General features: G+C 47.7%; 19 protein-coding genes and 1 pseudogene. 7 read left to right on the top strand and 13 right to left on the bottom strand.

Features of this window, described 5'->3' with window-relative positions:
- Positions 1-102: 102 nt before the first annotated feature.
- From VOA_RS00145 to zntR, 4 genes are all read right to left on the bottom strand, one after another.
- On the bottom strand, positions 103-2,238 hold the full coding sequence (locus tag VOA_RS00145) for a lysine decarboxylase CadA (RefSeq protein ID WP_009356204.1): 2,136 nt from the start codon (positions 2,236-2,238) through the stop codon (positions 103-105).
- A 109-nt stretch (positions 2,239-2,347) separates the two neighbouring features.
- Positions 2,348-3,685 carry a cadaverine/lysine antiporter gene (gene cadB / locus VOA_RS00150; RefSeq protein WP_000097846.1) on the bottom strand — a complete coding sequence of 446 codons (1,338 nt, stop codon included), beginning with the start codon at positions 3,683-3,685 and terminating at the stop codon, positions 2,348-2,350.
- Positions 3,686-4,244: 559 nt separating this feature from the next.
- Positions 4,245-5,804 (bottom strand): lysine decarboxylation/transport transcriptional activator CadC, encoded by a 1,560-nt coding sequence (gene cadC, locus VOA_RS00155; protein ID WP_000579506.1) that lies wholly within the window; start codon positions 5,802-5,804, stop codon positions 4,245-4,247.
- A 208-nt stretch (positions 5,805-6,012) separates the two neighbouring features.
- Positions 6,013-6,411, bottom strand: coding sequence for a Zn(2+)-responsive transcriptional regulator (gene zntR / locus VOA_RS00160; protein WP_000486335.1), 399 nt, complete (start codon positions 6,409-6,411; stop codon positions 6,013-6,015).
- Between the two features lie 33 nt (positions 6,412-6,444).
- Here zntR and VOA_RS19745 point away from each other — a divergent pair.
- The 3 genes and pseudogenes from VOA_RS19745 to purD form a co-directional block, all read left to right on the top strand.
- Positions 6,445-6,618, top strand: a pseudogene (locus tag VOA_RS19745) (phosphoribosylamine--glycine ligase); the annotation flags it as partial.
- 83 nt (positions 6,619-6,701) lie between these two features.
- A complete protein-coding gene (gene purH, locus VOA_RS00165) occupies positions 6,702-8,294 on the top strand; it encodes a bifunctional phosphoribosylaminoimidazolecarboxamide formyltransferase/IMP cyclohydrolase (RefSeq protein ID WP_001057876.1) in 1,593 nt (530 codons plus the stop codon).
- Between the two features lie 58 nt (positions 8,295-8,352).
- A complete protein-coding gene (purD, locus tag VOA_RS00170; protein WP_001197694.1) occupies positions 8,353-9,642 on the top strand; it encodes a phosphoribosylamine--glycine ligase in 1,290 nt (429 codons plus the stop codon).
- Between the two features lie 92 nt (positions 9,643-9,734).
- On the opposite strand, the gene VOA_RS00175 is transcribed toward purD, so the two are convergent.
- On the bottom strand, positions 9,735-10,424 hold the full coding sequence (locus VOA_RS00175) for a DUF1481 domain-containing protein (protein ID WP_000813304.1): 690 nt from the start codon (positions 10,422-10,424) through the stop codon (positions 9,735-9,737).
- A gap of 45 nt (positions 10,425-10,469) precedes the next feature.
- Positions 10,470-10,742 (bottom strand): nucleoid-associated protein HU-alpha, encoded by a 273-nt coding sequence (hupA, locus tag VOA_RS00180; RefSeq protein WP_001044506.1) that lies wholly within the window; start codon positions 10,740-10,742, stop codon positions 10,470-10,472.
- Between the two features lie 371 nt (positions 10,743-11,113).
- On the opposite strand from hupA, the gene VOA_RS00185 reads away from it, so the two are divergent.
- Entirely contained in the window at positions 11,114-12,175 is a 1,062-nt protein-coding gene (locus VOA_RS00185; protein ID WP_000479235.1) for a CNNM domain-containing protein, read from the top strand.
- Positions 12,176-12,222: 47 nt separating this feature from the next.
- On the opposite strand, the gene VOA_RS0118865 is transcribed toward VOA_RS00185, so the two are convergent.
- Positions 12,223-12,810 carry a YjaG family protein gene (locus VOA_RS0118865; protein ID WP_000941131.1) on the bottom strand — a complete coding sequence of 196 codons (588 nt, stop codon included), beginning with the start codon at positions 12,808-12,810 and terminating at the stop codon, positions 12,223-12,225.
- 73 nt (positions 12,811-12,883) lie between these two features.
- On the opposite strand from VOA_RS0118865, the gene VOA_RS0118860 reads away from it, so the two are divergent.
- From VOA_RS0118860 to VOA_RS00195, 3 genes are read left to right on the top strand one after another with little or no spacing between them, the layout of a single operon-like run.
- The gene (locus VOA_RS0118860) at positions 12,884-13,807 is read left to right on the top strand and encodes a D-2-hydroxyacid dehydrogenase (protein WP_001058644.1); all 924 of its coding nucleotides are present in this window, start codon (positions 12,884-12,886) and stop codon (positions 13,805-13,807) included.
- Positions 13,807-14,379, top strand: a complete 573-nt coding sequence (locus VOA_RS00190) for a uracil-DNA glycosylase family protein (RefSeq protein WP_000894082.1) — start codon at positions 13,807-13,809, stop codon at positions 14,377-14,379. The genes VOA_RS0118860 and VOA_RS00190 overlap by 1 nt, the downstream gene beginning before the upstream one ends.
- Positions 14,380-14,433: 54 nt before the next feature.
- A complete protein-coding gene (locus VOA_RS00195) occupies positions 14,434-15,672 on the top strand; it encodes a mechanosensitive ion channel family protein (protein WP_000894649.1) in 1,239 nt (412 codons plus the stop codon).
- Positions 15,673-15,766: 94 nt separating this feature from the next.
- Here VOA_RS00195 and VOA_RS00200 read toward each other — a convergent pair whose 3' ends face one another.
- From VOA_RS00200 to wecB, 6 genes are all read right to left on the bottom strand, one after another.
- Positions 15,767-17,083: an MBL fold metallo-hydrolase RNA specificity domain-containing protein gene (locus VOA_RS00200; protein ID WP_000454269.1), complete on the bottom strand. Its 1,317-nt coding sequence runs from the start codon at positions 17,081-17,083 to the stop codon at positions 15,767-15,769.
- 124 nt (positions 17,084-17,207) lie between these two features.
- A complete protein-coding gene (locus tag VOA_RS00205) occupies positions 17,208-19,148 on the bottom strand; it encodes a polysaccharide biosynthesis protein (protein ID WP_000113253.1) in 1,941 nt (646 codons plus the stop codon).
- A 29-nt stretch (positions 19,149-19,177) separates the two neighbouring features.
- Entirely contained in the window at positions 19,178-19,732 is a 555-nt protein-coding gene (locus VOA_RS00210) for a sugar transferase (protein ID WP_000620307.1), read from the bottom strand.
- A gap of 4 nt (positions 19,733-19,736) precedes the next feature.
- Positions 19,737-20,648 (bottom strand): NAD-dependent epimerase/dehydratase family protein, encoded by a 912-nt coding sequence (locus tag VOA_RS00215; protein ID WP_001101756.1) that lies wholly within the window; start codon positions 20,646-20,648, stop codon positions 19,737-19,739.
- Complete coding sequence (locus VOA_RS00220; RefSeq protein WP_000592096.1) at positions 20,648-21,862, bottom strand: glycosyltransferase family 4 protein; 1,215 nt, start codon at positions 21,860-21,862, stop codon at positions 20,648-20,650. The genes VOA_RS00215 and VOA_RS00220 overlap by 1 nt, the downstream gene beginning before the upstream one ends.
- The gene (gene wecB / locus VOA_RS00225; RefSeq protein ID WP_000734416.1) at positions 21,863-22,993 is read right to left on the bottom strand and encodes a non-hydrolyzing UDP-N-acetylglucosamine 2-epimerase; all 1,131 of its coding nucleotides are present in this window, start codon (positions 22,991-22,993) and stop codon (positions 21,863-21,865) included.
- Positions 22,994-22,997: the final 4 nt, after the last annotated feature.

Genomic DNA, 22,997 nt, shown 5'->3' with positions numbered 1-22,997 from the left:
ACCCTAGATTGCACCATAAAAAAGAGAGCCGTTAGGCTCTCTTTTGATCGACTGGCGTCCATTGGGGAATTACGCTGTCTTTATAGGGTGATTCAAGCTGGCTTAGTCTTTCAGCACTTTCACGGTGTAAGAGCCATCTTTTTGGCGATACAAACCGTGAATGTCAGTTTCAAAACCTGGGTAATGCGCGCCGATTTCACACAGCATTTCCAAGAAATCCAACACTGGACGAGAGCAGTCTGTCACCATTTCACCTGGCAGTACCAATGGCACGCCTGGAGGATAAGGCAGGATCATATTGGCACTCACGCGGCCAACCATGTCGTTCAGCAGAATTTCTTCGGTTTGGCCACGCAGCTCTTGTTGCCATGCCACATGTGGCGTTACTTTCATTTCTGGCAGCACGTCGAATGCTTTGTACATCAGCTCTGGCAGTTGGTATTTACGGGTTAAGTCGTGGATGCCTTGCGCCAGCTCCTGAATACGCATGCCTTCGTAGAAAGCTGGATCTTCACGGTACAGTGAAGGCAGCATGGTACGAATGGTCAGGTTCAGATCGTAACCGCGTTTGAACTCAGTCAGGCCACGCAGCAGCTGCATTGCTTTTGACTTATCAATACCGATAGAGAACAGGAACAGCAGGTTGTAAGGGCCGGTTTTCTCGACCACGATGCCGTGTTCATCAAGGTATTTCGATACCAGTGACGCAGGAATACCGCTCTGCTCTAATTCGCCATCTTTGCTCATTCCCGGGGTGAGAAGAGTGATTTTGATTGGATCAAGATACATGTGGTTATCATCGAGATTTTTGAAACCGTGCCAATCTTGGTTTGGATCGAGTTTCCAGCACTCGGTGGTATCAATGTTCTCTGGTTGCCAAACATCGAAGAACCAACCTTCACTTTCACCTTTCAGGCGTTTGATCTCTTTACGGAAGCGAATCGCACGATCAATCGAATCTTGCATCAACTTACGGCCGGTGTTGCCACGCATCATTGCGGCGGCGGTTTCAGTCGAAGCCACAATGCCGTACTGCGGTGAAGTTGAGGTGTGCATCATAAAGGCTTCGTTGAATGACTCGCGGTCAAACTCACCTTTGACATGAATCATCGAGGCTTGCGAGAACGCCGCCAGCAGTTTGTGCGTGGACTGCGTTTCGTAGAACACTTTACCCGGCATCGCTTCGCCACTCATGCCGCACTTGCCTTCATAAATACGGTTGAAGTTAGTGTAAGGCACCCATGCACTGTCGAAGTGGATGTGTTTGCAATCCAGCGACTCTTTGATGAACTGGGTGTTGTACAGCAGGCCATCATAGGTTGAGTTGGTGATCACCGCGTAGCTTGGCGCACTTGCACCCGGAGTGTTTGCCACTTTCTCAGCAATCACTTCACGGCTGAATTCACTTTGTGGAATACCACCGAGGATACCGTAAGCGTTACGGGTTGGACGGAAGTAAATTGGCGTTACATCCGTCATCATCATTAAGTGAGTCAATGATTTATGGCAGTTACGGTCAACCAGAACTGTGCTGCCTGCAGGCGCTGAGAACATACCGACGATCTTGTTCGAGGTCGATGTACCGTTGGTCACGATGTAAGAGGCATCGGCATTGAAAGTGCGCGCGATGTACTCTTCCGCTTCTTTGTGTGGGCCAGAGTGATCCAGCAGTGAACCCAGTTCTGGCATCGAAATCGATACGTCCGCTTTGAAGGTATTTGGACCGTAGAAATCGTAGAAAATACTGCCGACTGGGCTTTTCTGGAACGCAGTACCGCCCATATGGCCCGGAGTACAGAAGGTGTATTTACCCTCTTCTACATATTTGAACAGCGCCTTAGTAAACGGAGGCATGATCGCGTCTTTGTACTCTTGAGTTGCTTGGTTGATTTTGATCGCGATGTCGTCCGCCATACCCAGAGCATATTCGAAGAAATGCACGTTCAGGCGCAGGTCAGTCAGTGAAATATCCAGAGTCGATTGCTCGTTAGCAAACGCATGCACCGGCAGTTTTTCGTTGATCTTACTGATACGCTCACACAGCTCCAGCGAATATTTATCCCAGTCGAACAGCACGCCGCAAATGCGTGGGTTCATCTCAATCATCTTGATCAGATCTTTGTCATCAACCGGGTAAACCACTTCATAACCGGCTTTTTCGAGTGCAGCGTGTAGTTGACGAACTGGCTCTTCTTTAAAGAACACACCCATGTGGTTCAAGATAGCGAATATATTCATTTGGACATCTCCAAGGCGAAAAAAGGCGCTCTCTGTGCACCACACAGTGAGTAAGGCGAGCGCCATAGTGAATTCAGAAAGCTGGCGTGGCAGACGCCAGCAGAATCAATCAGTGATTAGCCGAAGCTTGTTGAGGGTGAGTCTCAAGGTATTGAGCAAGACCCGCCTTTTTGCTGTAGAACATGAGAATAATTAGCGACATGATGAAGGTTGCAGTCAGAGTTGAACCTTCAGCCCCCGCCAGCGCCACCATACAGAACAGGCTGGCAATACCGGAGAACAACATCACAAAGGTATTGCGCGTGGTCATGCCCTCGAAGCGGATCAGGTTAATGCTGGAGTAGAAATAAGGCAGCATGGTCAGCAGTACCGCATCGGTGGTCAGTTGGTTAAACAGATCCGAAGCGTGCGCGGTTTCTGAGCTGAAGAACATCAGTACCAGCATCAGCAGCGTCATCATGCTTGACGCAATCAGTAGACCTTTTTTAGGCACGCCGTTGCGGTCAGTTTCACCGAAGATTTTCGGGAAGTTGCCATCGTTCGCGGCACGTTTACCTGCTTCGCCTACAAGCATCATCCATGAACCGAGCGAAGTGAAACACGCCAACGCTGTGAAGGCAGAAACAAAGGGCGCAGTCCAGCTACCAAACAGTTCAGTGGTCGCCAGTGCAAAAGGTGCACCGGATGCCGCTACTTCAGACGCAGGGAACATACCGCTGATCATTTGAGTAGAAAGTACGTAGATAATACCTGCAATACCGGTACCCAACATGGTGGCTAGCGGAACGGTACGTTTTGGATTTTCCACCATACCGGATGATACCGCAGCAGATTCCACACCCACGAAAGACCACAGGCAAATCAGTACCGCAGTGATCACTGCATGGCCATCGCTACCCGCAGACACATTCCAGTTTTGGCTGTAGATGGCACTGTCAAAGTGCGTCCAACCAAACAGAGCGGTACCCACAACAGGGATCAGGATCAGCACCAAACCAATGGTACATAAGCGGCTTACCCAGCTACCCCCAAGCAGGTTCACTAAAGTAAACAACCAAACCGAAGCGATGGTCGCTAAACCTGCTGGAATCGGGTCATTCAACACAGGGAAGAACACAGATAGGTAAGAAACACCGGTAATCGCAATCGCTAGGTTGCCGATCCAGTTAGCGTGGTAATAGAGCACGCCCGTTTGGAAACCAAACACCGGTGACACTTCCCCAGCATAAGCAATCGGGCCGCCGTCTTGCGGGTTTTTGGTTGCCAAACGAGCAAACACAAACGCTAAACTCAATGCACCGATAATGCAGATAATCCAGCTATAAATGGAAATTGAACCTACGCTAGCAAGCGTAGAAGGAAGCAGCGCAATACCACTGCCCATCATGTTACCAGCCACCACACCCGTACAGGCAATCAGGCCGATTTTCTTTGTATTTGATGACATAACATCTCCAAATCGATTCTACTTAAGTACAAAACTCAAACTGAATGGCTTAGCGAGATGTCATGAGTGCAATCACCTGCGCTACCTCGCTAAATTTCGAAGTGCAGACTACGCCCAAAAAAACGAAAAAAAATAAACTTACGGTTATCAATAAAATGATGAGACAAGCATGAGTTTCTTGATATCAACCTGACAAATAAACCCTATAAAATTCACTATTTTCAATCAGTTAAATAAAAAACTAAAAATATCATCTTTGCCGAATAAAAATATCAACCTGAGATCTTAAGGCTCAACAAGCGCATGATGACGTCAAACTTCTGAAGTTTATCTCCCGTTAAAACGAGCTGAGTAACCCATAGCCAAGATTGGCGCTGCCCTGCGCCTGCAGCAGAAGAGAAACCCATTCATCGCGAAGCGATATTGGGAGAGTGAAGAACATAAGGAAGAAGAAAGAATGAAAATACAGAAGGAAGGAAACACAAAGCATCATTCCTTCCCAAACAGGAAGGAATGATGGCGAGAAGGAGAAAATGATGCCGTTCGAGTGCGGATGCTATTACAACAAACGCACCGCGGAAGGATGCACCGAGCGGTACATGGCGTAATCAATGGATTTTAGGTTGGAGTGGAACACCAAGTTTTCGCACAGCAGATAAGTTTCCAGTGACGTGTCCATGTAAAAGGCTTCACTATAGGCATCGCTAGCGCCATCCAGATCGCCTTTGAGTTCAGCGTGCTTGCCTTGCAGCACATACGAGAGCACCGACTCCCGCAACCCCTGCGCTTGCGCCAAATAGTGCGTGGCCGCTTCCACTTGGTTTTCGACCGTTGCTTGCAGTGCTAAAGCCTCATAAATGCGTGGCTGAACCACTGCCTCTGGGGCATAGCTCACCTGTTGTAAGGTTTCACTCAAGACCAAGATTCGATCTTGATTGAGCGCCTGATCAGGGTTCAGAGCTTGCTGAACATGGTAAGCAATCAGCAACTCGGCTTGTACGTAATGGTTGTCCGGCTCCAACTTCAGCACTTGTTCCAATAAATAAATGCCTTTTTGAAACTGCTGACGATCGGCCACATTCAGATAATGATTGGCGCGCACATACAGCCCCAATGCCGCCGGTTGACGCGGAAAGTCCACCAACAAACGCTGCGCTTGCTGCTCTGCATTCGGGATTTTCAACGCTTGCATGACATCCCATTCCGCACTTTTCAGCACAGAGGCCAGATGTTGGCTATCGAGCGGATATTGCCGACTAAACAGCACCGCATCAGAAGAGTTGTTTTTAAGCTCAAGATCTAAAAACTCATGCCCGTCCTTATCATTGACTCGCACCATGATCGACTTACCGGGCAAAATGCCTGAGCTATAAGCCGTTTTGCCGAGAATCACTCGATAATCACTCACCTGGGTCAGATCGGCCATCAGCTTTTGCGCGATACCATCGGCAAGGTCATGCGTGAGCGCCTGTGCATGAAAACTGTCTTGGAATTTAAATTCAATCAGGTGGGTATCCACCACTTGGGTGATGCGCACTTGCGACTGTTGCACGGTAAAAAAGCCCATCGCTACAATCACTAGACCAATCCAGATCGCATTGAGCAAGTTTAAGCGCCAACGGCTCACATTCGGCTTAGCTGATTTTTTCGGCTGCTGACTTTGGCATACGGCACGCGTTAACGGCCCAGCAGGAAACACGATCTCGGGAACGGCTTCTTCCACTTCGTCGATATCGTCCGTCAAACCGACATCACTGGCCGCCGACTCTTCTTGACGAGAGAGGTAAGGATTGCCACCAAGGCGCTGCACATTCGCGACTAACTTATAGCCACGCTTGGGCACCGTCACCACATAACTGAGGTTTTCTTCGCGTCCGTCGCGCAATAGCTTACGCAACTCAAAAATGGATTGAGTGACCACTTGGTCGGTGACAATCGCCCCGTCCCAGACGTGTTGAATGAGTTCCTCACGGCCAAATACCTCTCCGGTATGTTCCGCAAGAAAATGCAGTAAGTTGATAAGACGTGGCTCGACCGAGACCTCCCTATCTTGGCGATACAGCTTATTCTCATCAATGCACAAAACCCAGTCATTGATTTGAAAATAGATTCCAATCATAGAAAAGCTCTTTGTATCAGGAAGATAGCATCGAAAGCAGGTTACAACACATCGAAAACCTGCCGCCAATGAGGGGCGAAATTATAATCGTGCCAAACGGTTTCACCTACTATTGATAAGAGTGAAAAATGCAAACTTAGGTTGTTCACCACTGCTTAAAACGGTGCTGATCTGGCTTCTATTTAAACTAACCAACTGAATTAAAAGCTTATTCTAATGCTGCTAAAATCGAGCAGTGGCTAGCGTTATCTTCCACATGCCCACAACAGGCATCATTGATTTTTTTCAGTGCGCTGCGAATGCGGGTTAACTCTTCAATCTTTTGATCGATCACCGCTAGCTTAGCGCTGGTGATCGCTTTCACTTCGGCACAACTGTGTTCAGTCGCTTCTAAACGAATTTCGAGCAGCTCTTTAATCTCTTCGAGACTCAGCCCCAACTCTTTGGCTTTTAAAATAAACGTGACTTGTTGCTGGCTCTTTTCATCGTACAGTCGATAGCCCGACTCCGTACGCGTTGCCGGAGCAATCAGTTCATTTTTTTCATAGAAACGCAGTGTATCGGTGGAAACGCCACAGCGTTTGGCTAACTCTCCAATCTGAAACATCACTCCTCCTCCTCCCTTACTACTTGGAGTAGTTTGGGGAAATTTAAGCTTTCGTTAAAATTTGTGCTTGAAAAACCGTTTTTTAGCGATTACTTTTCCCATGCCAAACGATTGCGCGAGATCTTTTGTAATAAATTGGTTAGAATACGCGCCATCCAAATTCCGGCGGATAAGGTGTTTCCCCAAACTGTTCTGTTACCTTTCGCTCACTCAGGATTTGAAGAACTCTTCAAACCACTACAGCGCAACAGATCACTTTCGGCAAATATCTTTTAAAGGAAAATGGAAGCATGAACAACGCTCGTCCTATTCACCGTGCGCTTCTCAGCGTATCAGATAAAACCGGCATTGTTGAGTTCGCTAAAGCGCTCGCGGAACGTGGCGTTGAGCTGCTCTCAACCGGTGGCACTGCACGCCTGCTCGCCGAGCAAGGCCTTGCGGTAACGGAAGTTTCCGATTACACCGGCTTCCCAGAAATGATGGACGGGCGCGTAAAAACCCTGCATCCGAAAGTACATGGCGGCATCTTAGGTCGTCGTGGTCAAGACGATGCGGTAATGAACACCCACGGCATCCAGCCGATCGATATGGTGGTGGTGAACCTCTATCCTTTCGCACAAACCGTAGCTAACCCAAATTGCACGCTGGCAGATGCCGTTGAAAACATCGATATCGGCGGGCCGACTATGGTGCGTTCTGCAGCGAAAAACCATAAAGATGTGACCATTGTGGTGAATGCGCACGATTACGACCGTGTAATCCGCGAAATGGATGCTCACCAAAACTCACTGACCTTAACCACGCGTTTTGATCTGGCGATTGCCGCTTTTGAACATACCGCGGCGTACGATGGCATGATTGCTAACTACTTCGGCACGCTCGTTCCTTCTTATGGTGATAACAAAGAAGGCGATGAGGAATCCAAGTTTCCAAGAACCTTCAACGCGCAGTTCATCAAGAAACAAGATATGCGTTACGGTGAAAACAGCCACCAAGCGGCGGCATTTTATGTGGAAGCCACCCCGCAAGAAGCCTCAGTGGCCACCGCGCGCCAAATTCAAGGTAAAGCTCTCTCTTACAACAACATTGCGGATACCGATGCCGCACTAGAGTGCGTCAAAGAGTTCAGCGAGCCAGCCTGTGTAATTGTGAAACACGCGAACCCATGTGGTGTAGCACTCGGCGACGATCTGCTGCAGGCCTACCACCGCGCTTATCAAACCGACCCAACCTCGGCATTTGGCGGCATCATTGCCTTTAACCGCGAGCTGGATGGCGAAACAGCCAAAGCGATCATCGAGCGTCAGTTTGTAGAAGTCATCATCGCGCCGAAAGTCTCGCAAGCCGCGATCGACATCGTTGCAGCCAAGCAAAACGTACGTTTGCTGGAGTGTGGTGAATGGCAAGGCCAAACCACAGGATTTGATTTGAAGCGCGTAAATGGCGGCTTATTGGTGCAAGACCGTGACCAAGGCATGGTGGCACAAGATGACCTACAAGTGGTTTCAACTCGTCAACCCAGCGAAGATGAGCTGAAAGATGCTCTGTTCTGCTGGAAAGTGGCGAAATACGTGAAATCCAACGCGATTGTGTACGCCAAAGGCGATATGACTATCGGTATCGGCGCAGGTCAAATGAGCCGTGTTTATTCAGCGAAAATCGCGGGTATCAAAGCCGCGGATGAAAACTTGGAAGTCGCGGGCAGCGTCATGGCATCGGATGCCTTCTTCCCATTCCGTGATGGGATTGATGCTGCGGCAGCCGCAGGCATTACCTGTGTTATCCAACCGGGCGGCTCAATGCGCGACCAAGAGGTGATTGATGCGGCCAACGAACACGGCATGGCAATGATCTTCACCGGTATGCGTCACTTCCGTCATTAATTGGCATGATTCGTATGGGGTGCAACGCGCCCCATCTTGTTTAAGTAAGGATTTCACAATGCAAGTTCTCATCATCGGCTCTGGCGGTCGCGAACACGCACTGGCGTGGAAAGTGGCACAAAACCCACAAGTTGACACCATTTACGTTGCGCCCGGCAATGCGGGTACTGCGCTTGAGCACAAGGTGCAAAACGTCAGCATCGGTATCACCGATATCCCTGCACTGGTTGCTTTCGCCCAAGATAAAGCGATTGAGCTGACGATTGTTGGCCCAGAAGCACCATTGGTGATTGGTGTGGTGGATGCGTTTCGCGCCGCAGGTTTGCCGATTTTTGGCCCAACCCAAGGCGCGGCGCAACTGGAAGGATCCAAAGCCTTCACCAAAGATTTCCTCGCTCGCCATAACATTCCAACCGCGGCTTACGCCAACTTCACTGAAATTGAGCCAGCACTAGCGTATGTGCGTGAAAAAGGTGCACCGATTGTGGTGAAAGCAGACGGCTTGGCTGCGGGCAAAGGCGTGATTGTTGCGATGACTCTGCAAGAAGCAGAAGATGCAATTCAAGACATGCTGGCTGGCAATGCGTTTGGTTCAGCTGGCAGTCGCGTGGTGGTTGAAGAATTCCTTGATGGAGAGGAAGCGAGCTTTATCGTGATGGTTGATGGTGAAAACGTCCTGCCCATGGCCACCAGCCAAGATCACAAACGCGTGGGCGATGCCGATACTGGCCCGAACACGGGCGGTATGGGGGCTTACTCACCAGCGCCAGTGGTGACACAGGACGTCCATGATCGCGTGATGCGTGAAGTGATTTACCCAACGGTGCGCGGCATGGCAGCCGAAGGCAACACTTACACCGGTTTCCTCTACGCGGGTTTGATGATTGATAGCACTGGCGCACCGAAAGTGATTGAGTATAACTGCCGCTTTGGCGACCCTGAAACTCAACCAATCATGATGCGTCTGCAATCGGATCTGGTTGAACTGTGCCAAGCGGCGATTGCAGGCAAGCTGGATCAAGTGGAGTCTAAGTGGGACCCGCGTGCTTCGATCGGTGTGGTTCTGGCCGCTGGCGGCTACCCAAGTGATTACGCCAAAGGTGACGTGATTTCTGGGCTACCGACTCAAGAAACCGCAGGACAAAAAGTGTTCCATGCAGGTACCGAGACCCAAGGCAACCAAGTGGTGACGAATGGCGGTCGTGTGCTATGTGCAACGGCGCTGGGCAATACGGTATTAGAAGCGCAGCAACGCGCTTACCAGCTCGCCGATCAAATCCGTTGGAATGGCATGTTCTGCCGTCGCGATATCGGTTATCGCGCGATTGCGCGTGAGCAAACCAAGTAATCCGGCATTCAGCTCCCAATCAATACAAAAAAGCGCGAGATTCGCGCTTTTTTATTTCATTTCTGTACTCGAACTCATTGGGATTAATACATTTAATCTAGCAACTCTGGCTGTTGCACACAGTCGTGATCCGCATCATCGAGCAATAGCAACTCATCAATATGCACTTTGTCGTTACGGATCTTGCCTAAAAACGCTACATAGCTTTCGATGGAAGCAAGGCGGTTAAACACAAAGCTCGGTAAAGTTTGATTAAACTCGACGCGTTGGTACTCAACACCTGCACAGGTTTCAAACACTTTGCCATTCCAATAACCTTGGATGAGCTCTAAGCCCTGTTTATCTTGCTCTTTAGTCGCTTCAGCAACAGCTTTGGCTTGCAGTACATAATGCGCAAGCTGTTCTTCACCCATCGGCAGCACTTTTCCGGCCAGCCGATACTGTTGGTACACCGCTTCGCCTTCTTTGCTAAAGCGAATATGCACGCTGAACGGTACTAATTTTTTACCATCGAGGTGCTCACCTTCACGGCGGATCTCACGCACTTGCCCCTCTTCCCAGCGATAACTGGTTTGGTAGCTGCCGTAATCGCCGGAAGTCACATAGTCTGAGGCTGAGCTTGGTTTTTGAAAACGCTCGGTATACCAATAAAAACTGGTCGCATCACCAATCGTTTTACCACCGGTAAATTGATTGATCTGTTCAAGATTAGGATTAGGAGTAGAAGAGCACCCAGCCAACAGGCCAGAGAGCAAAAGAAGAAAAGATAACTGCTGCTTCATAAACAAAAACGCCGAGATGTTCAATCTCGGCGTAGTATAAAGCAATTACTTGATCGCGTCTTTCAGCGCTTTACCTGCTACGAATGCAGGAACGTTAGCTGCCGCAATTTTGATCTCTTCACCGGTTTTTGGGTTACGGCCAGTACGAGCAGAACGATGATTAACTTTGAATGTACCAAAACCAATCAGTTGTACTTGGTCGCCTTCTTTCAAAGCACCTTCAACCGCACCCAGAGTCGCTTCTAGAGCCGCTTTCGCTTGCGCTTTAGTTAGATCTGCTTTCTCTGCGATAAAGTCGATCAATTGGGTCTTGTTCATTTAGGTTTCCCTTCTCAATAGGTTATCGAATCGAGCTCACTCTAAAACATAAATGCCCGATCTGGCAAAGGTTTGTCGCGCAACTTTCGCTTTTATGACGTACTTTTAACCATAATCTGAGTAACAACTCACAATTTGTTACTAATCAAGGCGCGCGTTTGCTTGTAATCGGGGGGCAAAGACCTTATTTAATCAGGGCTAATCGACTGGGAAGCCTGTCATTTCAATCGATTTAGTGACTGAAAAAAGCACTTTTGACTCCTTCAGGCGAAGCGATTTTTCTTCATATTCTCACCGCAATGTTCAGCATCCGCTCAACGTTAGTGAGAAGAAAAGAGCTCGAACGTGCACTCTAAAAACCAAGGAATTTTATGTTTCTGCTTGCGATATATATTTCTGTCGCGATTGGCGTATCGTTTATCTGTTCAGTGTTGGAAGCGGTACTCCTGAGTATTACCCCAAGTTATCTTGCCCAACTGCGCCAACAAGGCCACCCTGCGGCCACTCGTTTGGCGGAGTTAAAAGCGGATATCGACCGCCCACTCGCCTCGATCCTAACCCTAAACACGATTGCGCACACCATAGGCGCTGCGACTGCGGGTGCTCAAGCTGCAGTGGTGTTTGGTAGCCAATGGCTAGGTCTGTTCTCTGCGGTGCTGACTCTGGGTATTTTGGTGCTGTCTGAGATCGTACCGAAAACCATAGGGGCAACTTACTGGCGCGAACTGGCCCCTAATGCTGCCTTAGTGCTGCGCTGGATGGTATGGGCATTGACACCGTTCGTCTGGTTCTCAGAGCAGATCACTAAGCGTTTAGCGCGCAAAGTGGAAACGCCGAAGCTGCGTGAAGAGATCTCTGCGATGGCGATGCTAGCCAATGAGAATGGCGAATTTGCTGCCGGCGAATCGAAAATGCTCAATAACTTGCTGGCGATTCAAAGTGTGCCAGTGACACAGGTAATGACGCCGCGTCCGGTCCTATTTCGCGTTTCATCCGACCTGACGATTGATGCATTTATCGAGAAACACCGCGATACACCTTTCTCACGTCCGCTGATTTACAATGAAGAGAAAGACAATATTGTCGGCTTTGTGCATCGTCTTGAACTGTTTAAACATCAGCAAAATGGTCAAGGCACTGCCACGCTTGGCGAGGTGATGCGCCCGATCCATGTGCTGCTCAATACCTTTAGCCTACCTAATGCCTTTGATCAGATGATGCAAAAGCGCTTACAGCTCTCGGTGGTGGTCGATGAATACGGCTCTGTACAAGGTTTGCTGACCTTGGAAGATATTTTCGAGCATCTACTCGGCGAAGAGATTATTGATGAAGCGGACCACACAACGGATATGCAGCAACTGGCGGCAGAACGTTGGGAACATTGGAAACGTAAACATCGCATGATCGAAAGCCGCGACGAAGAAGAGGAATAGTCAAACGGGAGCTTACGCTCCCGTTTCTCTTGGCAATAGTGGGAGAACTACAACTCCACCCCGATATTGCTGCCCCCTTCTTCGCGCAGCTCTTTGCGTAGGTCTTTGATGAGATCAATGTCGCGCTCAACCGCTTCACGCAGCGGGCGGAAAATCGCCCACTGTACATCCCATTCGGCGCACACGGCTTCATTCTCTTTTTGGTTATCGTTGGTGATAGCTTCACCGGTTTGTGCTTCTTCCAGTTGAGCGACGGTTTGTACCGAAATTTGGCTCACTTTGATCATAGATTCCGCTAAATCATCACGATCCAACAAACCGTGCAGCAGGGTTGCTAAGCCTTCACAGGCATCGATCGCGGGATACACGGCGTACAGATCAAACGCATCGGAAGTTGGGATCAACTCTTCCAACTTTTCTAGCTGATGCTCAAAGTTCACTTTGGCATTTTTTACCGTCATCAATTCCCACACGCTGTCGAGAATGTCACGGTAGATACGCGCCTCAGCAAACTGCGTGTGCTCACAGAACATAGCGTAATTCGGATACATACGTTCACACAAACAGGCCATAAAGGTAATCTGTTGCCAAGGTTCAAACTTCTCAAGACGAAGCTGTAGAGGGTTTTGTAACATAGTCACTTCAAATCGTTGCGGAAAAAGACAGCGGAAGTGTACTGGATAACCATAAGGGAAAAAAGACGCGCCTATGAACAATTTCCACCAGCTGTATATTCTGACTGAACATGATGAACACTACCGCGAGCTGATCTTAGAGCGTCAGCTCGCTGGCCTTAGCGTCACCGATGATCGCACGCAAGCCACGATTTTATTGGCCGCACCACCGATGGCGGCGCGCTGTTTGGATGAGTTCCCGCGCTTGCAATGGCTACATTCCGCCTATGCGGGTGTCGATACCTTAATGGCTCCCAAGCTGCGCAAAAACTATCTGCTAACCAACGTCAAAGGCATCTTCGGCCACCTGATTGCTGAATATGTGATGGGTTACGCTATTCAGTACCAACGCGATTTCAATCTTTACCAAACGCAACAAGTCGAACGGCGTTGGCAAGCGCACCCCTACTCTTCTCTAGCCAATCAAACCCTAGTGATTTTGGGTACAGGCTCGATTGGCAGCCATTTGGCCTGTGTAGCCAAACAGTTTGGGTTACGAGTAGTAGGCGTAAATCGCACCGGTACTCCGGCCAAAGAAGGGCATTTTGATGCCACTTATCACATCAGTGAGCTGTCAGCCGCTTTAATGCGCGCCGACTTACTGGTGAATACACTACCCAATACGCCCGCGACCGAAGGGCTGCTCAACCGAGAGAATCTCAGCCACTGCCACCAAACGCTGCTGTTCAACGTGGGCCGTGGCAAAACGTTAGTGGAGCAGGATCTACCGGATTTAATTGCGGCAGGACACATTCGCCACGCGTTTTTGGATGTGTTTATCAAAGAGCCACTCGCGCAAGACCACCCATTCTGGAGCAATCCGGCGATCACCATAACACCGCACATCGCGGCGGTCAGCTTTCCAGAGCAAGTGGTCGATATCTTCGCCGATAACTACCAACGTTGGTGCGATAACTTGCCACTGCGTAACCAGATTGATTTTGAAAAAGGCTACTGATGCTTGAATCACTGCTGACGGAAATTCGCCAGTGCACAGTGTGTGAACCACATTTACCGTTGGGTGCGAATCCGGTAATCCGCGCCCATCCGGCGGCGAAAATTTTAATTATTGGTCAAGCTCCGGGGACGAAAGTGCACAACACCTCGATTCCGTGGAATGATGCCAGCGGCGAACGGCTGCGTCAGTGGTTGGGGTTAGATCGCGAAGCGTTTTATTGCCAAAAAAACATCGCCATTATGCCGATGGGGCTTTGCTATCCGGGCAAAGGGCGCAGCGGAGATTTACCGCCACGTAAAGAGTGTGCGCCACTGTGGCATGCGAAGGTGCTGGAACAACTGCCCAATCGGCAACTCACTCTCTTGATTGGGCAATATGCACAGAATTATTATCTGCCTGACAAGCCTGCCACTCTGACGGAAACCGTACAGCATTGGCAACGCTGGGCGCCTTCGGTCTTACCGCTGCCCCATCCTTCCCCACGCAACACCTTATGGCTGAAAAATCACCCTTGGTTTGAACAGGACGTGGTGCCTTATCTTCGTCAACGGGTGAAGCAAGCGCTTACATAGCAAGCAATTAGGGTTTGAGGTAGTATGGCGCGCAGATTGATTAAGGAGTACGCCATGCTTGAAACATTAACCTTATGGTTACAGCAATTTGATATAGAAATTGAACGCGTGATTCAGGTTGCTGAAGCGTTAGGGCTGATTGCCGCCATTTCTATCGCTATTCATCTTATTTTACATCGCGGAGTGCTGTTGTGGCTGAAACGCCATACTCGCCACGAGCAAAGTGTTTGGCGCAATGCGCTGTTTAAAGAGCACCTGTTTAGCCGTTTCGCCTTGCTGATCCAAGGTGTCGTGATTGCGGTACAAACTCAGTTATGGCTCACTCCCGGCACGTACTCTTACGACATCCTGCATACTGTCACTGGGTTGTGGATTGTGCTGTTTGGCATGTTGGTCACTTACTCCATGCTCAACGTGTTGGAACTGTTAATCAGCAAAACCCAAGTGGGTAAAAACCTACCGACACGCGGTATTTTGCAGAGCATCAAAATCATTGTTTTTATTATTGCCGCGCTGTTTTTCACCTCGATTTTGATCGGTAAATCACCCGTTATTCTGCTCAGCGGCTTAGGTGCAATGACCGCCGTCTTTATGTTGGTGTTTAAAGATCCAATCCTTGGCTTAGTTGCTGGGGTACAGCTTTCTGCCAACAAAATGCTCTCGGTCGGTGACTGGTTGGAAATGCCCAAATATGGCGCAGATGGCGCAGTGCTAGACATCAGCCTCACCACAGTCAAAGTGCAAAACTGGGATAAAACCATCACTACCATTCCTAGCTACGCGCTAATCTCAGATTCATTTAAAAACTGGAAAGGGATGCAGGAATCCGGTGGTCGCCGCATCAAGCGCAGTATTTTGATTGATGCCACCAGCGTGCATTTTTTGACGGAAGAAGAGAAACAAGCACTGAAAAAAGCGCAACTGCTTGAGCCTTACTTGGCGGAAAAAGAACAAGAGATCAGCAGCTACAACCAACAAAAACATTGGGATTTGGCCTGCCGTATCAATGGCCGCCGCCTGACCAACATCGGCAGTTTCCGCGCTTATTTAGAGCGCTACCTGCGTACTCACCCCAATATTCACCAAGATATGACGCTGATGGTACGTCAGTTAGCGCCCACTCACGATGGCATTTCGCTAGAGGTGTACTGCTTTACCAGCACCACAGTGTGGGTGGAGTATGAGCGTATTCAGTCGGATATTTTTGATCATATCTATGCGGTACTGCCCGAGTTTGACCTGCGCGTTTCGCAAGCCCCCACTGGCAATGACTTTCGGGCACTGAGAGGCTAAACACAGTCCCTCCCTTCGCGCGCATCGATCTTACCCCTCCCCCTTCTCGGGGGAGGTCGGGAGGGGGTATTTCACACCAAGCCAAACTCCCAACTCAAAGCACCGAATATCCGAGTTGAGTAAGCTCCGCCGCGAACGCTTGCTTGGCTGAGGCTTCACCGTGGATCAGGTGCACTTGCTTGGGCTTTTCAGGAATGCCGGTAATAAAGCGCAGCAAATCCGCTTTATCGGCGTGGGCGGAATAACCGGACATCGTATGAATATGCGCGTTGACTTCAATTTCATCACCATCAATCCACACCGACTTCTCACCACTTTGAATTTTACGCCCAAGCGTGCCTTCGGCTTGAAATCCCGCCAAAATCAGGTCGGTTCGCTTATCCGGCAGCAGCGCCTTTAAATAATCCATAATGCGGCCGCCCTGACACATCCCCGAAGCCGCCACCACAATCGCCGCCTCTCCGGTTGAGGCTAAACGGTTGACCAAACGCTCATGGGTTCGGTGATCTTCCACCGTAATACACTGCTCAAACGCCAACGGATGCCGATGCATTTGCAGCCGCGCTTTGGCTTCTCGTCCCCATAACTGCTTAAAGCGACGATAAGAACGCGTCACCCGCTGCGCCATCGGCGAATCGAGAATAATCGGCAAGTTAGCATCGATTTGCTGAGAAAAGATGAGCTGCTCAATATCAAAGAGCAGCTCTTGCGTGCGTCCGACACTGAACGCCGGGATCAAAATTGCACCGCCGTCAGCCAGTGAGCGCTCAATCATCGCGCGCAGCCGCTGCCCTCGGCTCTGCACATCCTCGTGCTGCTTATCGCCATAAGTAGTTTCAATAAACAGATAATCGGCCCGCTCTGGCGACTGCGGATCGGGCAACAAAGGCGTATGGCTTGGCCCCAAATCTCCCGAAAACACCGCCACCTCACCATTCGGACGCCGAATTTCCACATACGCCGAGCCCAAAATATGCCCCGCAGGCTGAAAGCGCACCCAGAGCGAATCGGCACGCTTAGGCTGCACCGCAAACCACTTTTGATAATCTTGCACCCGCAGCAAACGGCGCACCTCGGTCAGTACGCGCTCACTCTGCTTGGGAGACATCCCTAACTGCAGCTTTAAACCATCTTCCAGCATCAATGGCACCAGCTCCGCCGTTGCCGCCGTGCAGTAAATCGGCTGCTTAAAACCTGCCGCCAATAACCAAGGCAAACGGCCAATATGGTCGATGTGCGCATGGGTTAAGATCAGCGCATCCACATGCCCCAGCGCAAACTCCACCGCCAACGGGCGTTCATCCGCCCCTTGAAACAGGCCGCAATCAATCAGCAGCGCTTGCCCATCGGCTCGCAATTCATGGCATGAACCCGTGACACTCGCCTTCCCTCCGTGATGAACCACTTCCATGTTGTTTTCCACTCCTGAGTACATTAATCAACCGATGGGATCATACCGATTTCGCACAAGCATGAATCGAAAGGATAAAAAAACCGCGGTAGAGGCCGCGGTTTTTCAACTTAAATCGACACCATTAATGCACAAGCTGTTTTTCAAGCTGAGTTTGGTTATCTTGCGTACGCTGCCAGACTAAGTCACCAATACCATCTGTCGGATTAAAATCGGTCGGCGCTTCAAGCAATAGCTCTCGGATACGCTCATGGTTAAATGCATGACACGCTTTGTCTAGCTCGTTAAGATGCTGTTCAAATTCCGCTAAAGGTAAATAACGTTCATTGGCTGTCATGATTCGCTCATGAGCCGTTTTTCGAACATTATCGCCAATCAGCAGTTCTTCATAGAGCTTCTCACCTGGCCTTAACCCTGTGAACTCAATAGCAATATCCCCATAAGGATGCTGCTCATCTTTCACTTCCAGCCCAGAAAGCTGAATAAGGTTAACCGCGAGGTCAGTGATGCGCACAGGCTCACCCATATCAAGCACAAACACATCCCCACCTTTACCCATAGCTCCTGCTTGGATCACCAGTTGCGCCGCTTCAGGGATGGTCATGAAATAACGAATAATGTCTGGGTGCGTCACCGTAATTGGGCCGCCTGCCTCAATTTGACGTTTAAACAGCGGAACCACAGAGCCCGATGAGCCCAAAACATTACCAAAACGCACCATACAAAAGCGAGTACCTTTGGCTTTACGGTTTTCTTGTTCCGCAAGCGCTTGCAAACCGAGTTCGGCCATACGCTTGGTGGTTCCCATGACATTGGTCGGGCGCACCGCTTTATCAGTGGAGATCAGAACAAACGATTCAACACCTGCTTCAATGGCCGCCTGCGCAGCGTAGTAAGTACCAAAAACGTTATTGCGTACCCCTTCAACGACATTGTACTCAACAAGAGGTACATGTTTATAAGCAGCAGCATGATACACAGTTTGAACCTTGAAGCTTTTCATCGTTACCACAAGGCGATTAATTCGCTGTACTGACCCCAGTAGCGGGATGATTTCAACGTGCAGCTCCTCGGCTTCCATCAGTTGTTTGAGTTCTCTATCGATTTGATATAACCCAAACTCTGAAAGCTCAAACAACACTAGTACTTTAGGTTTTTGCCGCACAATCTGACGACAGAGCTCAGAGCCGATAGAACCACCAGCCCCAGTCACCATGACGACCTTACCTAAGATATTCGATTCCATTAAACATTGCTGAGGTGTCACCGGATCGCGCCCCAGTAAGTCTTCAATCGCCACATCTTTCAGCTGATCGATGGATGCCTTGCCTTCAACGATATCTTTCATATCAGGAACCGTAAGCACTTCCGCCGACAAGTCTATCAATGACTCGAGAATCTTCTTCCTACGCGCTCGTGAAGCACTCGGTACTGCAAGTAGCACTTGGGTAACATCGTACTTATCAACGAGGTAAGCAGCTCGGCTAATATCATAGACTTGCAAACCCATGATTACGGTATTTTCAAGGGTTTTATCTTGATCGATAAACCCAACCACTTTGTAATTTTCTGAGTTACGTAAAGCTATCGCTAGTTGACGACCAGCAGAGCCCGCACCATAAATCAGCACGACTTTACGACCTTTGCCATTGAGCCCAGAAACCAATACACGCACAATTAGACGCGATCCACCACACAACAGGCACAAAAAGGTGCCATAGATGATAGGCAAAGAACGGGGCACTGGTGCATTAAAATAAAAAGCGGCAATAGCAACAGATGCTGTAGAGATTAGGGTACCAACACTCACCACAGCAAGAGCATGGAAAGTGAGGTAACGTAGGATAGCTCGATACAACCCAAGTCGAGTAAAACTTAGGATTGTGACCACGATAACCGTTGCAAGAAGATAAGGTATCGAGTCTGAGTGAATAATCTCAACGTTCCCGACTCGAACCCAGTAAGCACTGTAAAATGAGAAAATGATAAAAAACGCATCCACCAAAACGCTGATGATGCGCTTATTTACACGCGAAAGATTCCAGATAAAGTTTAGCCTAGCCATAGTAATTGCTTCACACTTTTCTAATTAGTCTATTTTTTATTTACTACGTCACCAGCACCACTCCCCGTTACTGTTTTGAGGATATAACGAAAGTAGTCCTTCAATGTCAGTGTATCAATCATCTTTTTGTCGGTTTGAGCTAGAAGCCTTGGGGTAGACATATCAATATTTTGAATTTGAGCCAGTCCAGTGATTCCGGGAAGCACATCATAAACCCCTAAAGCATCACGTTCGGCAATCAACTCCTGTTGATTAAAAAGGTTGGGGCGTGGTCCTACTAAACTCATTTCACCTTTCAAAACGTTAATGAGTTGGGGTAATTCGTCAAGCTTAGTTTTGCGCAAAAAAGCGCCAAACTTAGTAATTGAACTCGCACTAGCCAGATGTGACGCTACTGACTGAGTATCGACCGACATGGTACGAAACTTAACCAAATTAAATGGTTTTTTGTTACGTCCAACACGCTCCTGAACAAAAATCGGCGAACCAGTATCAAAAAGACCAATGATGGTGACTACCAATAGCAGTGGCCATAAAAACAGCAGGCCAAAGAAGGCTGCGAAGAAATCTAATAAACGAATCATGATATTATTTATCCGAATCTTTTAACGAAGCCATGGCTTGTTCCATGGTGAATGGTGAAGTCCAATCCAAAACTTGTTGGATATTTGAAGAATCTACTTCTAAATTGCCAAATAACTGTTCAATGATTGCTGATTTACCCGTTACTTTACCAACTAAACGCATTAGACCAACAGGGATTGGCAGTTGAACCACTCTCTTATCCAATCCTTTAGCCATAGCATTGGTAAATCCCTTGATAGAAACCGTTTCACCATCAGAAGCTAAAAAAGTATGTCCTGCTGCATTTGGGTGGGTAGCACATGTTATCAGCAAATCAGCTAGGTTTTGCACTGCAATAAAATCACGACGATTATTGGCTAAACCGAAAGGCAAAACAGGCAGCTTTCTTACTAGCTTAGTCAGCATACCAAAGTTTCCGGGAGCATTAGGGCCATAAACGAGTGTAGGCCTAACAATCACTAGCTCAAGACCTGTTTCCTCGGCAATTTTTTTTAAACCAAGTTCAGCTTCATATTTTGATTGAGCATAGTCGTTATGAGGGGCGGGTTCAAACTTAACAGAAAATGGCTCTGTCTGAGTAGATGTGCCATTTACACCAATGGAACTTACAAAGACAAAGCGTTGAACACCCGCCTTTCTAGCTTCAGTTGCTAATTTTAATGTACCATCAACATTCACATTTTGATAATGTAGAGTTGAATAATGAGCTGAGTGGGCTAATCCAGCTAAATGTATAATAACATCAACCCCTTCAAACGCATTGCTCCAGTTTGTTGCAGCGTTTATGCTTTCGACAATAAAAACGTTGCTAAAAAAATGAACATCACTTGCTCTAACTACATGCTTAAAAATATCATGTTTAGCCACTAGATGATCCCCAACAAACCCAGAACTACCTGTTAGTAAGACATTCATTAGTCAGCCAAATCCTTTACTTGATGTAAAATATTATCTAAAGCCATTTTTTCGGAAAAGTTTTCCTTAAGAACAGCTCTTGGATTTAGTTTATTGCTAATACCTTGCTCATATATGTCAGTGATTTTATCAATTATGCTAGCTAACATTTGAGGGTTATCTGGCTCACAATACCATCCGATACGATGTTCTCGAATGAGGATTTCAAGCTCTGTTCCTACATCACCAACATAGATAATCGGCTTATCAGCAGCCATTGAAAAATATGCTTTACTAGGAACTCCTAAACCATACATTCCACTCGAAAGAGTTACAAATGCAACATCGCAGGCATTAAGACCTTGACTGTTTTTTTCTAGCTCTAAACGTCCATAGTATTGAACACGCTCGTATTCATATTTGTCATTAATCTCCTGCATCATTCTCTCAACGTAACTAGATTCAGATCCGCAACCAATAAATAAAAATCGAGCATTTTCGTTTTTTGTTAATGATATTGATTTCAATAAGTTTGATATACCTTGTAGACGACCCATATTTCCGAAAAACTGGAAAACAACACAGTTTCTTTCCCATCCATATTGGGTCAATATTTTATTTTCAATTTTTGGTTCATTTTTCGTTATATCTGTTGAAGCCCAGTTTGGTATATATACAGATACTACCGAATCATTGGTTTTACTATCTAATAAGACCTTCATATCTCGACCAATACAAATCAAACGATCCGGTGCTGAATACACTCTCTTAGACAAAGATTCTAAAGCCCGATAAAACAGGCTATTTGATGTCGTAACACCAGCTGGAATTAAATTATTAGGAAAAACATCATGAACTAATACCAACCATTCAAAAGGTTGAATTCTTTTTAATACAGCCATCATAAAAAGAGTTAGAACTGGATTAGTTCCTGAGAATACCAAGTCCATATTTTTTAATTCATTACGAAAAACACTACTAAAAATAATGGCTTGCTTAACCTGCCCCCAAAATCTTGATACCAAATTATTTTTATTGTACTTATACCGTTTAACGAACCTTGTCGCGACCTGATGCTTCTCTGAGAATGCTCTTGAAGAGGGCGTATCAGGAGTAATAAGCAGCACATCAAAGTTACAATTCAGCTTATTAACAATCTTTGACCAATAATAAGACGTTGAATTGCTATCTTCACCAATATATTCAGCGAGAACAAGTATTTTCTTCTTTATCACTTAGTACTCTTTCCACACTACACGCTTAACATAATCAGTATAGGAATGAATAATTCGAACAACCTTGTCCGAAACGTTCGGCATGCTGTAGTCAGAGACTTCGCGCAATAGGCGCTCATCACCCGATGGTTGTGATTCGAGAATTTGCAAAGCCTGCATTACCCGCTCAACACCTAAACCAACCATCATCACTGAAGCTTCTTCCATTCCCTCAGGGCGTTCATGTGCTTCTCGCATATTTAATGCTGGAAAGTTCATGATGGACGATTCTTCATTAATCGTACCGCTATCTGAAAGTACCACTTTGGCATTTTTCTGCAAATGGTTGTAATCATGGAACCCTAGCGGTTTGAGTAACTGAATATTCGGGTGGAACTCCAATCCTTGCGCCTCAATACGGTTACGTGTACGTGGATGGGTTGACACAATCACAGGCAGATTATAATGCTGCGCAACGGTATTAAGCGTTTGTGCTAATTTGGCCAACTGTTTTGGCGAATCGACATTCTCTTCACGATGTGCGCTAACAACAAAAAATTGCCCTTTTTGCAAACCCAAACGAGAAAGTACATCTGAGCTATCGATTTGCGGCATATAATGATTGAGCACCTCAAACATCGGGCTACCTGTTTTGATTACACGGTCAGCAGGCAAGCCTTCATCTAAGAGGTAATCACGAGCAATGGTACTGTAAGTCAGATTGATGTCGGCAGTATGATCCACAATTCGACGGTTTGTTTCTTCAGGAACACGCTGATCAAAACAGCGATTACCCGCTTCCATGTGGAAAATTGGCACTTTGCGACGCTTGGCCGGAATAGCCGAAATACAAGAGTTAGTATCACCTAGTATAAGCATCGCTTCAGGTTGAATCTCTTCTAATACTTGATCAACTTTAATGATCACTTGACCAATAGTTTCAGCGGCGTTTTTACCCGCAGCGTTTAGAAAATAATCAGGTTTACGTACCCCAAGATCATTAAAGAACACTTCATTGAGTTCAAAATCATAATTTTGACCTGTATGAACCAAAATATGCTCGCAGTGCTCATCAAGTTTAGCGAGTACGCGGGATAGGCGGATAATTTCAGGGCGAGTGCCCACAACTGACATTACTTTAAGTTTTTTCACTGTA

The organism is Vibrio sp. RC586 (assembly GCF_000176715.1).
In the GTDB taxonomy this organism is placed as follows: Bacteria; Pseudomonadota; Gammaproteobacteria; order Enterobacterales; family Vibrionaceae; genus Vibrio.
The sequence above is the reverse complement of the archived record's forward strand: the minus strand, read 5'-3'. Positions and strand labels throughout refer to the sequence as shown.